Origin of the sequence: Aquimarina sp. Aq78, assembly GCF_900299525.1 — a bacterium.
Taxonomy (GTDB): domain Bacteria; phylum Bacteroidota; class Bacteroidia; order Flavobacteriales; family Flavobacteriaceae; genus Aquimarina.
Genome location: NZ_OMKA01000031.1, coordinates 286,036 through 303,945 on the forward strand (window position 1 = coordinate 286,036; position 17,910 = coordinate 303,945).

The window sequence follows — 17,910 nt, forward strand, 5'->3', positions numbered from 1 at the left end:
TGATAGATCTACTTTTTATATATCCCTATTCTCAAAATGACTACCACTATAATGCTTTCTGATATTCTTCAAAAAAAATTGCAACTAAAAATAGGGTATTGAAAGACTTTGCTGTATTAGATAGTATACAGAAAATTTATGAGTACTGTTTTAATAAAAATATATACTCTTTAATCATTATGAAAAAGGCAACATATTTTATGAATACTGCAATCACCAAAAAAAGTTCATTTTCATTTTTATCAAAACTAGTGATGATCTATAAAAAATATTTTTGGATGGAAGTATGATTATAGATAAGAGTAAGCATACATCAGAGATGGAATACAAATAAGAACATATAGATACAGATTTCCTTATTAGAAAGAATATTAATTTTAATAAACCCCTTATTATGAAAAAACTACTACTATTTTTATGGATTTTTACGATACCCATTTTTAATACTCAAGCACAATGTGGCCCGGGACAGGATACTACACCACCTGTATTTGGTAGTGCCGGAGACGGTACTATGGCCAATCCATTTCGAAATTTATTACAAACCACAGTAGGTGTAGTTCCTAGCGGAAGGTATTACTTCAATTTTAATGGAGCTACTTTTCAGGGAGAACTCGATAATGATACCGATGGTGGTGGATGGTTAATGATCCTTAACTATGTACATATAGCAGGTGATAATTCTAATTTAACCATACGAAATACCGATTTACCTTTATTGGCCTCTTCTACGCTAGGTGATAACGAAGCTGGGACTGTTAATTGGGGTCATATGGGCAATGCCTTGGCAGCCGATATCGATTTTGAAGAAATTCGGTTTTATGGAGCTACAACAGCCCATAATCGTATCATCGATTTTAAAACAAGCTATACCAATGTATTAAGCTATGTAAAAACAGGTGCCGGTTCTTTTTCAGGAATAAATAATTCTACCAATTTTACAGCTTTAGCAAGTCATACCGCTAATATTCCTGCACAAGCCTTTAATACATTTACTAATCAAGGAGATTTGGCACTCACTAATTTTCCCTTTTGGAGAGGTGGCCTATTTCACTGGGGAATTAAAGGTGGAGGTAATCGTTGGGAGGTAGATGATTTTGCACAGAATACCGCCAATACAATTCACAGAGTATGGGTACGTGGCGATCTTTCTCCGACAGCTACTACATCGCTTACCATAAGTTTGGATCAAACCGGTAATGTCACTGTAGCTCCGCAAGATTTTGGACTTACTGTAACCGATAATTGTGGTACAGCAAACCTTAGTTTAAGCCAAACTGATTTTGATTGTACTGATATTGGTAGTAATACCATACAGCTAATTGCGGCAGATGATCAAAATAACTCAGTTTCGATAGATGTTACTGTTATTGTAGAAGATACTACAGGACCACAAATTAATATCACAGCAGATTTATCAATTCCGTTTGACCTGGATCCCGCTACCAATACCTTTACCTTAACACCAGCGGATTTGGGGATGACTACAACTGATAATTGTGAAGTACAAGACGTAACGATAAGTCAAACTGTTTTTGATTGTAGTGTACCTGGGGGGATAGGAATTACCATTACAGCTACCGATAGTTATGGAAATCAGAGTGTTCAAAATATAACTGTTGTGATCAACGATCCAATTCCTCCGACAGTGAATTGTGTAGCACCATTTACCCTATTTTTAGATGGAAAAGGAGAAGCAAGAATTACCGCAAATGATTTAGGGACATTTTCTGATAATTGTAATTTTCAAACATTTTTAAGTAAATCTTCCTTCACTTGTGCAGATATTGGAGATAACACAGTTACATTAACTGTTCACGATAATTTTGGAAACCTGGTAAGTTGCGATGTTGTTGTAACTGTTGATATAGCTTGTCCTACTGATATGATAGTTGATACTGACCCTGGAGCATGTGGGGCGGTCATTAACTACTCTGGATGCGGAACTTTGATCTCGGGCATGCCAAGCGGAAGCCTGTTTCCGATAGGAACGACCAATAATGTATTAGAAATTACCGATGCAAACGGAATCACAACTCGGTGTAGTTTTGACGTTACTGTAAATGATACTTCAGCACCTGTGTTTAGTACCAAAGATTTAACTTTAACGATAGTAGAGTATACCGATACAGTAACGATAGCTGCTCAAGATCTTTTGGGAGAAGATCCTTTTGCTCGCGATTATACGTTAGAAACTACGGGAACATTTGATCGTATAGATATTAGCGCTAGTGGTACTGTTGTTACTTTGGAAGATGATGAATTATCCCTGGCACCAATTGGTTTTGAGTTTGGCTTTTATGGTAATCGATACACCGAGTTTTATATTTCATCTAATGGATTCATCACTTTTTCTGATGAGAATGAAGATGGATGTTGCAGCGGTCAATCGTTACCAGATACTAGTACACCTAACAACCTGATCGCTTTTGACTGGACTGATCTTAACCCAGAAGTAGGAGGTACAATACGCTATACTACGATTGGCACAGCCCCTAACAGAATAACGATTATTGATTTTGACGATGTAAGATATTATGATAACGATACTCAAGGGACCACGTCACAAATCAAACTATTTGAAGGTACAAATCGTATCGAAATCCATGGTACAAGTACCTTTGATTCTGGAGGAAATGATAAAACTCAGGGAATAGAAAATAGTGATGGTACAGCAGCTATTACTGTTCCGGGACGTAATGCAGATAGTTCCACATGGTCTACAACCAACGATTATGTTGCCTTTGCCCCTATAACGGGTGCTTTTGATAATTGTGGTATCGATACGATTGAGGCTTCACAAACCATTTTTGGGATTAATGATGCAAGAGGCACTGTCGTGACCCTAACCGTTACCGATGTTAATGGTAATGTTTCAGAACAAACAGTTACAGTGACTGTAATTTCACCTTGCCCTATTGATGAATTGCCAGATCATAATTTTCAGCTTCAGACTTCCAGTGAAACTTGTGTAGATAAAAATAATGGTGTCCTAAGTATCAATACTATAGAGAATTCAAACTATATAGCGACTCTTAACGGAGAAGCTTACCCGTTTAATTCTAGTCTTATTATTGAAAATTTACCTCCTGGTACTTATCCGATATGTATTGCCATTGATGGGATTACCGATTGTGAAAAATGCTATGAATTTGTGATTGAAGAAGCTCCTGTGTTAGTAGGAAAAGCAACTATAGATGATTTTAATAACCAGGTGTTTGTCGAAATTGAATCAGGTACAGCACCATATACGGTCACTATTAATGATAAAGTAGTTGGCGAATATAGTACTAATAGTTTTGTGGTCGATGCTAAAAACGGAGGGATTATAGAGGTGTCTTCCAGTATTGCCTGTCAGGGAAAATTATCAACCACCGTTGGTGGATCGGGAGATATTGCAGCATACCCTAATCCAACTCAAGATTATATTACACTCAATTTACCGCATATAAATACTGATACGGTTACTATTGATATTCATAATGCATTAGGAGTAACCGTTTCTTCTGAAGTGTATATTATCGAAGGAAATAAAGTAGAAGTATCAATGCAATCTTTACCCGCGGGAATATACTTTATTATGCTACAAGGTAGATCCAAAACAATAAGAATTAGTAAACAATAGATAAAATAACTCTCTTTGCTATAAATGACTGTATCTGTACAAGATGTACTAGTAGAGAGTTGTTGTTAAAATTTAAAAACAAGGGGCTGCAATTAGTCAGGTTTGGAATTATAGAACAGAATACTCTGAATTCATCAACAAATTGACTTTTGCAGAAACCACTCAAGAAATTGAGTGGTTTTTTTATGCGATACAAATAACAATTTGTACTGGTAATCTTTTGTAGGGGTGTTTGTAGGGGTGCTTTTTTCTTTAAAAACTACTGCCTAATATACTTTTGTCGAACCCAATCCCAAATCTTTAAACCTATATATTATGAACGCTATTAGCCTAATTTCTTTCTCGTGTAAAAGCCCTGCCAATAGGGTAACGCAAAAAAAATAAAAAAAATGCAACTAAAAATAGGGTATCCTAAAACTTAGCTGTACTACTTATAGACCAACAGAATATTATGGTCTGCTATCAGAACATGATACAGCAAATAATTAATTAGTAACTAAAGCCCCAAGCTTATGAAAAAAATTACTTCTTCAGTATGCTCAACAGTCTTTAATGACTTCTATAGAAAGTTTTTACCCGTACGTGGTAAAATCTATTTTCAATTCTTAAAGATATAGCAAAAATTAAACTGGATACCTGTCTGGGAATGTATGTCTACGACACGATCTAGATATGTAGTTATCTGTAACACTTTTAAACCTTAATAAACCCCCTTTTACTATGAAACAATATTATCAACGAACATTTTTTTTACGAAAAGCATGGTGTCTATTGCTCCTGTTGTTTATAGGAGTTAGCGGCATTTTTGCGCAAAACCTTGTAGAAACCGAACCCAATAATGCTTTTGGCGATGCAGGAATTCAAGAGATTTTTGACAGAGAAAGCCTTTGGGGAGAAACTGCCAATAATCCTTTTTTTGGTAGCCCTGATCCAATTGATATTTGGCATATAACCCCTACTTCAGGGACAGACCGTTATTTGTATCACAGTTATCAAGGAGCAAAAGTGTTTTCAAGTCCAGCAGGAGCATTTACAACTCCTGATGTATGGTTAGTAACTCGTAATGGAGGTCATAATGGTACAATGGTGAGTCAAGTAAAACTTGTAAATTCGGTGACGTCACGTTATTTATTAGATTATACAGGAACTAACTATTATTATTCTATCGAGGTAAGAGGGAATGATGGTTTGTATAATGCACAACCAATATTTGATGCGCGTATTACGGTACGTTCTAATAGTACTACATTTTGCCAGGATCCTAATTCAGTAACTGCTATTTCATCAACTTCTTCGAAGAATGCAATTAGCCTGAATGCAATCACAGTACCCGCCGGAGGAGCGACAGGATATATGGTAAAAATTAGTGATACGAATAGTTTTACAGATCAAATGGATAATTTTGATGTACTACCAACTGCGGATACTGCGTATAGTGGTACAGGAGAACAAGTAGTGTATTCAGGTACATCGGCAAATCCAAATATTAGTATTACAGGATTGACTAATGAAACTGAATATTATGTAAAAGCATATGCGTACACATTATGCGATGGCGATTTTTATTTTTATAACAATGCTGGTAGTAGTATCCCTGTACAAACTTGTGTTGCTCCAACAGCTCCTGTAGCAAACATCACCTTTGGAAATGAAACCAATAGCACTATAAATTTAAGTAGTTTTGATGCTGCTCTCGATGCAGAAGGATATATCATTAAAGTAAATACCGTTAATAGTTTTACTAATTTAGGAACAGTTTCAACTTTACCATCTACAAATACTATATATAATGGTTCTGGAGAACAAATAGTATATGCAGGAACAGCTAATAACCCTGATATTACTATTACTGGATTAAATGCATCTACAGAGTATTTTGTGAAAGTATATGGGTATAATGAGTGTTTAAGTAATTTTTATATTGAAAACACAGGAGCTACAGCTTCTTCTACGACATGTGGTAGTCCAACAGATGGTCAAATAAACTTAACCGCTAATAATGCTGCTAAAACAGAGGCTTCGGTTCAGGTACAGCAAACAAAACCGGCAACTGTTAGTGGCGTTTTAGTATATATCAACACAACAAATTCTTTTACCGCACCAACAGATGGAAACACATTACCAACTGCCAATGCAGTATATTCTGGTAGTGGGCAACAAGTAGTTGCTTCTTCGACTTTGGCAAATTCATCTGTAGCTATAACGAGCTTAAATCCAAATACTACGTATTATTTTAAAGCATATGGATATAACTCTTGTGCCGATGGGACTTATTTTTTCGAAACTACAGGAACAAGTCATTCTGATACAACGTGCGGAATTACAACCAATACAGTAAGTAACGAAGTGATTTCTTCAGTAAAAATGAACGCATTATCTATAGATAGTTTTGATGCACCTGTAGCAGATACTTTTGGGAATGACCCTACAGGATATGTAGTTGTGATGAATACAACAAACACATTTACACCATTAACAACTAGTGTTTCATTACCAACTGCCAATGCAGTGTACGCTAGTGGACAACAAGTAGTGTATGCAGGAACTTCTAACACCCCTAATGTAGCTGTTAGTGGACTTACAGAAAATACAGAGTATTACGTTACCATATACGCATACAAACAATGTGATACCAATATTTATTTTCAGCAAACGGGATATTCATTTACACAAAAAACGGAAGCAATTACTACTAATTTAGCGAGTACTGTTGTCGTATCTAATGTAGTAAAAGAGTCATTACAACTAGATAGTTTTACAGCAGCTGCAACCGATGCTAGTGCGGTAGATATAACCGGCTATGTGATAAAAATGAATACTTCTAATACATTTACACCTATAGGCTCAGGAAATATGTTACCTGTTGCAAATGCTGTGTATATTAGTGGAGAGCAGGTAATATATGCAGGAACTTCTAATACTCCTAATCTATCCATTACAGGACTTACAGAAAATACAACCTATTATTTTACAATAAATGGATATGCACTACAAGATGGAATTTATAATTATCAGTCAACAGGATATACCTTTTCACAAACTACCTTAACGATTAACTTTACGACACCAAGTTTAATTTTTGGTGGAGCAGATGTCACTTTAAGTGGAAATGCAAGTTCTAGTGGAGTTGTTAGTTTTAGTTTAGTAGATGATCCGACCACGAGTAGTATTAGTGGTGACATGTTTACTATCGGAAACGCTGGGGATACTACAGTACGTGTAAGTGCTGCTGCAAATGGAGTTTACGGAGCAGATTCCAAAGATTTTCCGGTTACGATTAACAGAATAAATCCAGTAATCACCTGGAGTCCAGTATCATCAAGTATCCTTATCAATGTACCTTTAGATGCCAGCTATTTAAATGCAGTAGCAAACACACCAGGTACTTTTGAGTATTATGAAAATTATTCATCATTTTATAAGGTTTATTCAGGTAGAATTACAGCAGGTGTTACAGCATTAACATATGCAGGGCCGCGTACAATTTACGCCAGGTTTATTCCTGCTGATGTAAATTATAATATTGTACCAGCGAGTATAGCAATTACAGTAACTGCTGCCCCGAAAATGGTCGATATTACCCCTGTTGATGCTACCAAAGCATTGGGTAGTGCCGATCCAACATTAACGTCTGCGCTTACAGGTGGGGTTTTAGCTTTTGGAGATAAAATGTGGGTGCCTTTAAAAAGAGAACCAGGAGAAACTGTGGGTACCTATGTGATTTCTATAGATCAAACCGCTCAGGCACCTGCAAGTTTTGATCCTTCAGGAGTTTGTACTACAGGTATTTGTATCCTAACTCCAGATTTAGATCCATTTGGTGAAGGAGGCGATATATTGGGTACCAGTAACTATACGATCCAAACGAATACAGGAACATTTACTATTGCTGATAAGGAACAAGTAACAATTACGTTAGATCCTTTTAAAGTAAGAAACAGATATTATACGGGTAGCCCATTTATTCCAGTAACCGTTTCTAATATGGTGGTTACGGGTACAGCAAATCCACCTGCACCAGCACCAACAGTAAATATGGTATATGCTGGTAATGATCAGCTTGGTGGTTCGTATGGGCCTTCTATAACGCCACCAACCAATGCAGGGACCTATACGGTAACGGGTAGTATTGATGCTACTGATCCTAATTATTTTGGGACAGCTACAGGTAGTTTTACCATTTACCAATCCGGTATTGTTACTTTTACAGCATCGAATGCACAAGTGAAAAAGTATGATGGTACCCCAAAAACTTTTGAGGTTACTGCTACAGGAGAATTAGGAGAAAGCTTACCTATAATTGTTAATTATGATATTGACCCAGGTGCCGGAACTTTATATTCTGAAGCCCCGCAAGTAGCCGTAGGAACGTACCCTGTTAGAGTAAGAACAAGTTTTGCAATGAACTATAACTCTGAGTATACTGGTACCTTAACGATAACCGATAAAACAATAGTAACTATCAATCTTGCAGGGTTAACACAGCCTTATACTGGTACTCCAAAATCAGTAACGGTTAGTAGCATAGAAACAAGCCCTGGCGTAGCGGCTACACCAACACCAGTAGTAGATATCACCTATGAAGGAATTAATGGGACATTCTATACTAAACAAAGTACACCCCCAACCAATGGAGGGCAATACAGAGTCATAGCCGAAGTAGATGCTGCAGATCCTAATTTTACAGGAACTGGGAGCGAAACTCTTAGAATTACTCTTAAAGAAAGAGTAACCTTTAATTTTGATACTTCAGATTTAAGTAAAACATATAACGGAAGCGGACAAGGAGTAACCATTATTAACGTTACAGATAGTGATGACGTGGTGATAACTCCTGGTTATACTTTTGTGTATAGTGGAACTGATGCTGATGATAATGCTTACGGGCCGTCACCTGTAGCACCAACTAATGCCGGTGATTATACGATAACAGCAACAGTAAGTCCTTTTGATACAACATATCAAGGAAGTGGATCAGAAAACTTTAGTATTAGCCGGATAGCACTTACTTTAATTGCAGAGGCAAAAAGCAAAGTATATGGTGATGCCGATCCAACCTTAACTTATCAAGTTACAAGTGGAAGTTTAATAGGAAGTGATGCCATCACTGGAAATTTAGCAAGAGCCAATGGAGAAGATGTAGGAACGTATACTATCAATAAGGGAACTTTAACAGCAGGTGTTAATTATGGTATTACATATACCAGTGCTGATTTTGAGATTACAAAAGCGGACCAAACGATAAGTTTTGATGCTTTAACAACGGTAACGTATGGAGATGCTAGCTTTAATTTAACCGCGACAGCTTCATCAGGTTTCGATATTACATATATAAGTTCAAATACTTCGGTAGCAACGGTTTCAGGAAATACGGTAACTATTGTAGGAGCAGGAAGTGCAACCATTACAGCAAGTCAAGCAGGGAATATAAACTATAATGCAGCTACCAATATAGATCAAGTATTAACAGTAAAGAGGAAAGATTTAAGTGTGTTTCCAGTGGTAACTACTGTTGAGTATGGCTTAATTATTGACACATCAGGAACAGTTCCTGTAATGGCTACAGGATTTGTTAATGGAGATGATATCAATACATTAACACCAAGTGGATTACCATATAGAGTAGATTATTATGATAATACAATTCCTGGATTTGTAGCAAGAGATGTAGGGATTTATCCTAATGGAGCACGTATTTTTGATGTAGCTGATCCTTATGAGTATCATCCTAACTATAAATATGTATTTACAGCAGCGCCTGTAGAAATTGTTCCTCTAGAAGTTACTATAACAGGAGATGTAAATCAGACTAAAACATTTGGAGATGCAGATCCTACATTAGCATATACAGTAACGCCGCTACCTGTAAATGGAGCAGAAAAAGCATACAATCACAGTGCATTTGCATTGTCTGGTAGTTTAGAAAGAGTTTCAGGAGAAAATGTAGGAACTTATGCTATTAATCAAGGAACCTTAGCCCTTACTACAGCAAATTATACGATAAACTTTGTAGCAAACGATTTTGAAATAACCGCCAGAGCTATTGAAATCACTGTAGATGCCAAATCAAAAATTTATGGAAATGCTGATCCAGCATTAACCTATCAAATTACTTCAGGATCATTAGCGGGTAGCGATACTTTTAGAGGAGTTTTAACAAGAGCTTCAGGAGAAAATGCAGGTACCTATGCGATTCGGCAAGGTACGTTGGCAGTAGATGCAAATTATGCAATTAGCTTTATAAGTAATGATCTTACGATTACTACAAGAACAATAGAAGTAACTGCCGATGCAAAAACAAAAACGTATGGAGATGCTGACCCTGCATTAACTTATCAAATTACCTCGGGTAGCTTAGCAGGAAGTGATACTTTTGCAGGTGCGATAGCTCGAGTAACAGGACAGGCACAAGGAAACTATGTCATTAATCAAGGAACTTTAACCTTAGGAGCAAACTATGATCTTAGCTTTGTTAATGGTAACTTATATATTGATTATCGTTTTATTAGAATCATACCTAGTGCTATCCAGAAGATTTATGGAAATCCGGATCCTGCTTTTAGTGTACCTTTTGCAATTACGATAGGCTCACTAGCTTATGATGATGCAGTTGTTGTTACAGGTAGTTCGAGAGATCTTGGAGAAAATGTAGGAGGATATCAAATTAGAGGCTTAAGAACCCAATTTACATCTACTAATGGAGGCCAATCTTCTTATAGTGTATCATTTATGAATGCTCCGTCTGCAAGATTAAATATTCGCTCTCGTGATATCCAAGTAACTGCAGATGCACAATCAAAAGTCTATGGCGATACCGACCCTGTATTAAGCTATCAAGTTACCAACGGTGCCTTACAGTTTAGTGATGCCTTTACAGGAAGTTTAACTAGGGTAACAGGAGAAAATTTAGGTACGTATGTGATTAATCAAGGTACATTAAGTACAGGTAGTAACTATACGTTAAGTTATGTAAGTGATGACCTAACGATTGGTCAGAGAGCTATTGAGATTACAGCAGATGCCAAATCTAAAACCTATGGAGATATTGATCCAGCATTCACCTATCAAATCACTAGCGGAAGTTTAGTAGGAAGTGATGCCTTTACAGGAAATTTAACAAGAGTTGCTGGAGAAACTATAGGAACATATGCTATTAATCAAGGAGATTTAGCTTTAGATTCAAATTATAATATAACTTATATAAGTGATAATTTTAGTATTGCTCCTGCCGATGTAATCGTAACCGCCATAGCAAAATCAAAAATTTATGGAGACTCGGATCCCGCATTAACGTATACAGTCACTACAGGAAGCGCAATAGGAAGTGATGCATTTACCGGTAGCTTAGCAAGAGTTTCAGGAGAAAATGTAGGAACGTATGCAATAAACCAAGGAACATTAGTAGTAGACTCTAACTATGCATTGACCTTCGTGAGTAATGATTTGACTATTGGTCAAAGAACTATCGAAGTTACAGCTGATGCACAAACTAAAACCTATGGAGATGCAGATCCTGCATTAACCTATCAAATTACGAATGGTAGTTTAACAGGAAGCGATGCTTTTACAGGAAATTTAGAAAGAATAACCGGTGAAAATGTTGGAGCCTATGCTATCAACCAAGGAAGTTTAGCGTTAAACAGTAATTATACGTTGAGTTACATTGGTAATGATGTAACGATCACTCCTCGACGGATTGGTGTAATTGCAGACCCTAAATCAAAGGTTTATGGAGATGCAGATCCTACGTTGACTGCTGCAGTATATCTTGGTTCGCTTGTAAATGGGGATGTTTTAACCGGATCTTTAATTCGTGACCCTGGAGAAGATGTAGGATTCTATCCGATTAGACAGGGAACTGTTGTAGTTAATGGAAATTATGATATTGAATTTAGGTCTGAGAACTTAAATATTACTCCTCGTGCTATCCAAGTAACGGCAGATGTACAACATAAAACTTATGGAGATGCAGACCCAACGTTAACATATCAAATTACCAATGGAGCTTTACAGTTTAGTGATACCTTCTCAGGAAGTATAACACGTGCAACAGGGGAAGCTGTAGGTGCCTATACAATTAACCAAGGAACTGTCGCGCTTAATAGTAACTACTCTTTAAGCTATATAAGTAATGACTTAACGATTGGTCAACGTGCTATTACGATCACAGCAGATAGTCATGTAAAAGTAATTGGTGCGGCAGATCCTACACTTACCTATCGAATTACCTCTGGTGGGTTACAATTTTCTGATACCGTAACTGGAAACCTTACAAGGGTAACAGGAGAAACCTTAGGAGATTATGCGATTAATCAAGGAAGTCTGAGTGTAGGAGGTAATTATAATCTAACCTTTATACCAGGTACATTAACCATTACCAATCTGATTCCGCAAGTAATTACTTTTGGTACATTAACTGATCGTTCTTTTGGAGATGCAGCTTTTGTATTAGCGGCAACAGGAGGTGCTTCTGGTAATCCGATAACTTTTGTGAGTTCGAATACAGCGGTAGCTACCATATCAGGAAATACTGTAACTATTGTTGGAGTAGGAACTACCACTATCACAGCATCACAGACAGGTAATACTACTTATGCAGCTGCTATAGATGTACCACAGGTGCTTAATGTGAACAAAGGAAATCAAACGATTACTTTTGCTCCTTTGGCAGATGTGAGTGTTGAAGCTCCTACTTTTAGCCTAAATGCAACCGCTACTTCTGGATTGGGAGTTACATATACCAGTTCAAACCCTGCCGTGGCTACAGTTTCTGGAAGTGTAATATCTATAGTAGGTATTGGAACCACAACGATTACCGCTTCACAAGCAGGAGATGTTAATTGGAACGCAGCAACCGATGTAATACAAACCTTAACTGTTGTAGAGGCTTGTCCACTAGCGAATCTTCCTGCAGACAATTTACAGGTACGAGCTTTTGGTGAAACCTGTACAGATAAAAACAATGGAATCATTAGTATAAATGCCGGTCAGGCTCAGAATTATATCGCAACGATAAATAGTCAAACCTATACCTTCACGTCTGACCTTACTGTAGCAGATCTGGCATCAGGAACCTATCCTGTATGTGTTGCTATAGCTGGATTTACCAATTGTGAGCAGTGTTTTGAATTGGTTATAGAGGAAGCTCCGATATTAAACGGTAAGACAACGGTAAATACAAACGGAAGTAACGCAAAAGAAGTATTTGTTGATATAGAGACAGGTACAGCTCCTTTTACGGTTAAAATTAATGATGCTATTATAGGAGAATATAATACCAAGAACTTCACGGTAGAAGCGCAAAGTGGAGACACGGTTGAGGTTTCTTCTAGTAGAGAATGTGAAGGTAAATTATCTAAAACTATTGATGCCTTTGCAGATGTTACCGCATATCCTAACCCTACCAGAGCAGGAGTGACACTTACGCTTCCTAATATAGGGATTGATACAATAGCAGTGGAGATTCATAATGCATTAGGAGTAAGTGTATCGACAAGAAGATATGCTGTTGCAGGTAGTAAAGCAGTGCTGCCTATGGAAAACTTACCTGCCGGGATATATTTTGTGACGATAAAAGAAGGAACTTCAAAAACATTTAAAATCATAAAAGAATAAATCAAATAGAATACGCTCTCCTATTTTTTGATAGGAGAGCATTATTATTTAAAAATAAATACAATGAAAAACATATTATATTTTATACTACTAGGTTTATGTGTACTACTATCATGTAGTCGTGAAGAATTTTCAGATGAAGGTCCAAAACCTGAACCAGTAAATGAAACTCCAACTATACCAAATTTGATATTTCCTGCTAATAACCAGGTTTGTACCAATTTTAAGCTAACATTTGATTGGGAAGCCTCATTAGATGGTAATGGAGATGCTATCGCTTATCAAATCGATATTGCTACGAATGATACATTTGATAATATCTTATTTTCGATAATAACTTCAGAAACGACCAGAGCATTCAATCTTGAAAAAGGAATTACATATTATTGGAGAGTGAAAGCAATTGATAGTAAACAGAGTGAAAGTGAGTATTCTGAGGTTCATACATTTTTTACAGAACCCAATGCAGGAATAAATCATATTCCTTTTTCACCATCAGTCACATCTCCTAAACCCGGAGATGCAGTATCAGGAAATACCATAACATTAGATTGGGATTCTACTGATAGTGATGGTGATCCATTATTGTATGATTTATATTTCGGAACTACAAATCCGCCTATACTACTAGCTCAGGATTTTTCGGTATCAAACTTTGATGTAAGTGTATCTCCAAATACTACATATTATTGGAGGGTTGTAGCCAAAGATGATAAACAAGGAGTTGCTATTGGTAGAGTTTGGAATTTTACAACTAATTAAATGATTTTTTTGATAAAGATTTAGATGTAATTATGCGTGAATAATGTTTAAGGACAGATACGTCACTTCGAGTGAAATTCTGTGAGAATTTAGTATCGAGAAGCACTTTTTAGCTATAAATTTTCTTGTTTTCGATACATCAAACCAGAGATTTGGCACTCAAACTGACGAAAATTTCTTATCCATTATTTACGTTAATTATAATTGTTTTTAAGAAAACGGCACATCTAATTTATGTGCCGTTTTTTTTATTAAGATTATAGTCTACGCACGGATGTTTAATCAATACCTACGATATTTTAGTTCGTAATCTACTCTTCAGAGCTTACCACATCCTGAAGTTATTATATATATTGTTGTGTCTGATTAATGGAATGTTTTTGTTGAGTTTACTCTCAAAAGGATCTTCATTACTTTTTGCTGTACAAAATTGAATGATGTCTTTACAAAATTCCTGAACTGTAATTTTTTCCTTCAAATTAAGTATATCTAAAATCGCAAGCGTTATTATCCCATTTCCTTTAGTATTACTTTCATAATATTTATTAGTTCCTTCTGAAGCAGAAATAACCGTAGTACCATTGGTTAATTTCAGATCCTCAAAAACTTTTCTCATTAGATTAACAGCTTCTATCTCTTTTATAGTATTGGCTTCAAAAACTTCACCAGAATAACATGTATTTAATATGAGTAGCCTGTTTCTGGATCGTGTATTTCCAAGAAGATCATCAAAATCGGTATAAGTAATACCAGTGGTGGTAATATTGTCAATTTTTGAAGTACTTGTGCAAAAGAAATATTCACTTTTTGCTTGAATTGCATGACCAGAAACAAAAAATAAAATCACATCGTTTTCTTTAGCTTGTGACAAAAATTCAGAAATTTGTTTTAAATTATTTTGGGTTACCTGCTCATTGATTAAGCTTAATGATTTTATTGTGGTCTTATTAATTTGCTTAAAAGCTTCTGCTATTTTTTGAGCATCTTTTGAAGAGTTAGGAGTGTTTTTTAGATGCTGATATTCTGAAACTCCTAACGAAACGATATACAAATCTGAAGAGATCGGTTGCCCCACATATTCTATATGTATTTCCTCCTGGTCAGAGGATGTTCCTTGTTCATTAATTACAGATATCAAGATTTTGTTTTTTTTATTAGATAAAACCAATGGGACAGTTTTAGAAAATGATTTTTCTTTTAACTCATAATCCGGATTTCTGATCAAAACACCATTAACGCTAATTTGAAGATTTTTTAATTGATATTTACGATCCGTTGCCTTTACATCAATATGGATTACCTGGTTATCTGTTTTGTTGGGTAATAGAGACTTATTTGTAATGGTAAGCTCTGGTACATTATCGTATTGTAATTCTTCTTCTTTTTTGCCAATTCGTTGTAGCCTTTTTTTATAGGCTAACTCATAAAGCTCTTTGGTACTATAGATGCTATCGCTTATGGTCTCTTTTATAGATGCTATAACCAAATCGGGTCTATGGTATTTTAGATCGAATTGCTCAAAACCGTATATTTTGTTGTTTTTAAACAAGGATACCAATTCATATCCTTTTCCTTTAATTGAATAATAATTATTAGGAAGAATGGTAATACTGCTATGATTATCAATGTGGTAGTATTTGTTGTAGAGTTTATTTTTAAAAGTGCCGTTATAAAAAGCAAGACTCCCGTTTGCAGCTACAAGTAGTTTTTGATCGTCATTACGATCAAAATTGTTAATAGAACCTTTTGCAATTCTATGTTTTCTTGTTGTAAGATCTACTATAAAATTATTCTTTTTTCCGTATATGAATACCTTATTTTTGTTAATAAAATCGAACTTTCCATTATTCCGTATACCTTTTTGAGTAAAAGTAAATTGTTTTATAATTTTTTGGGTATTCAGGTTTATAATTTTGACTTCATTCAGATTATTATCATTATGCTTTAACGAAAAAATAGTATTTGTAGATGGGATTATTTTAGTAATTCCGTCAACTTCTTTTGGTAGCGCTTTTAAAGTATTATGATCGATATCATAGATGTAATTTATAAAAGTAGTATAGTGCTCCAGCTGATATGAAACTGGGAGATTAAAAGTACAAATTAGCATTTGACTTGTTTTTGGTACAAAATCAATTTTTTGTATCAAATATCCTGGAACAATGATTTCTCGTATTGGAGTAAACGAGGAGTCCTTAATTTGATACAGTTTGATTTTAACACGTTGAGGATCTACCTTGCTTCCATCAAGTTTAATCATTTTATTCAAAAAGTGTTTTAGCAAATTTGCCCCCATTTTATCATAATCAGGTGGCTTATTTGGGTTTTCTTCTAGAGAAGAGAACATGTTTTTTATATCTTTTGATACCACTAGAGCCAGATAATTTAAATCTTTATTTATGTAATAGGGATAAAAAGGAGATTCGGGTATTTGTATAGAATCTGTTACAGCAAGTGGTTTGGCACTCCATAATTTTAAAGAACCATTAGTTTTGGTAATACCTTTATTACCTGTTCGACTATATATAAAACTGAAGAGTTTTCTTTTATTGTTTTCTTTTTTTAAACCTATCGCTTTTTGATTTTTGAAATCAAAATGTTCTAAATACATTCCTTTTTTATAGATAATTGTAGAATCAGAGGTAAAAAAGGGAGATTCGACTTTGACTATATTCGATTGAAAAATTTCATCGGTATTGTATTCATAATTCCAAACGTGTATCACTTTTAATGAAGAAATACTATAATAAACCTCTTTCTTATATGGGTCAACTCTCATGATATTGATTCGGGATGTTTTCTTCATAAATGATAGATCAAAATCTTCTTTTTTGATAATATCATTGGTCTTTAGGCTATTGATGAGTTGTCCTGTTTTTATATTCCAAACATGGATATTTCTTCTCTCATCCGAAGTAATCACTGTTTCTGAATCTGCAATAATAGCTTCATTAAATATGTACTTATGACTTAGCAAGTTGATCGTTTTATCGCTTGTAGTAGAATATACCTCTAAATAAGACTTATCATTGGGGTTGATATTTCCTACTCGTTTTGATCTCGAAAGAGATTGCATATATTTACAGTTAACAAACAACCCTTTTTCAAGATTCCACCCAGGAGTAGCTATTTTATGTCCCATATTGGAGTATACCTGGTTGATACCCCAGGTATCGATTCCAAAATCTTTTGAAACAACTTTTTCTTCTAATTCAAATGAATTGAGGTTCCATTTTTGATACACAACCGGTTCATCATATTTGATATCACTACCCGAATATATAAAGAAATGGGTATCATCATTCGAAAATTCAAAATCTAGGATACTCATAAAAAAGGAAGTATTTGGTTTCAAATGCTTTAAAACGGAAAAGTCCCCTTCATTACTTTGGTAAATTTCGATTCCATGTTCTTTATGAATCACCGCAAACTTATCTCCTTGTTTATTAAATCTTATTTTGGTAAAAGCATCTACCAAATTGTTAGATTTTGAATCTAATGATAAAAATGGTTTATGCTCCCTGATTCGATAGAATTCGATAATATGGTTTTTTTTAATTTTCGGATTACTTTTAAACAGTGCATATATGTTTCCTGAATAGTTAATTTCAAAATTGGTTATTTTTCTTACTGATTCATGTTCTTTTTTCAGTAGAATCCTTCTGGAGTTTGTATTCCATATTTCTACTTGATCATCAGACAGGAGAATTAGTTTCGATTTATCTCCGCTTAGTTTATAATTAATCCCAAGAGTTCTAGAGCTCTTAGATACTACAGTTGTTGGTTTCTGAGCCACTAGAATTTCTTCGTTTTGGGCATATACAGTAAATGATAAATGAAATGTAATTGAGAAAAATAAAAGTAGTATCGCTTTAAGTTTCATTGGTAACGTATTTAAGTTGATATTG

At 35.2% G+C, this 17,910-nt stretch carries 4 protein-coding genes; 3 read left to right on the plus strand and 1 reads right to left on the minus strand.

What is annotated here, in order from left to right; all coding sequences use genetic code 11:
* The first annotated feature begins 394 nt into the window (after nt 1-394).
* The 3 genes from DG435_RS24370 to DG435_RS24380 all read left to right on the plus strand — a co-directional run bounded on the left by DG435_RS24370 (nt 395) and on the right by DG435_RS24380 (nt 14,002).
* On the plus strand, nt 395-3,625 hold the full coding sequence (locus tag DG435_RS24370; RefSeq protein ID WP_106790863.1) for a T9SS type A sorting domain-containing protein: 3,231 nt from the start codon (nt 395-397) through the stop codon (nt 3,623-3,625).
* A 720-nt stretch (nt 3,626-4,345) separates the two neighbouring features.
* Entirely contained in the window at nt 4,346-13,240 is an 8,895-nt protein-coding gene (locus tag DG435_RS24375) for an MBG domain-containing protein (RefSeq protein WP_106790864.1), read from the plus strand.
* Between the two features lie 63 nt (nt 13,241-13,303).
* Nucleotides 13,304-14,002, plus strand: coding sequence for a hypothetical protein (locus DG435_RS24380; protein WP_106790865.1), 699 nt, complete (start codon nt 13,304-13,306; stop codon nt 14,000-14,002).
* A gap of 325 nt (nt 14,003-14,327) precedes the next feature.
* Here the strand turns inward: DG435_RS24380 and DG435_RS24385 are convergent, their stop codons facing one another.
* Nucleotides 14,328-17,885 (minus strand): caspase family protein, encoded by a 3,558-nt coding sequence (locus DG435_RS24385; protein WP_106790866.1) that lies wholly within the window; start codon nt 17,883-17,885, stop codon nt 14,328-14,330.
* Nucleotides 17,886-17,910 lie beyond the last annotated feature (25 nt).

Bases quoted from the DNA above. Each gene is read 5' to 3' on its own strand.
- DG435_RS24370 (WP_106790863.1), top strand. From the start codon at position 395: ATGAAAAAACTACTACTATTTTTATGGATTTTTACGATACCCATTTTT.
- DG435_RS24375 (WP_106790864.1), top strand. From the start codon at position 4,346: ATGAAACAATATTATCAACGAACATTTTTTTTACGAAAAGCATGGTGT.
- DG435_RS24380 (WP_106790865.1), top strand. From the start codon at position 13,304: ATGAAAAACATATTATATTTTATACTACTAGGTTTATGTGTACTACTA.
- DG435_RS24385 (WP_106790866.1), bottom strand. From the start codon at position 17,885: ATGAAACTTAAAGCGATACTACTTTTATTTTTCTCAATTACATTTCAT.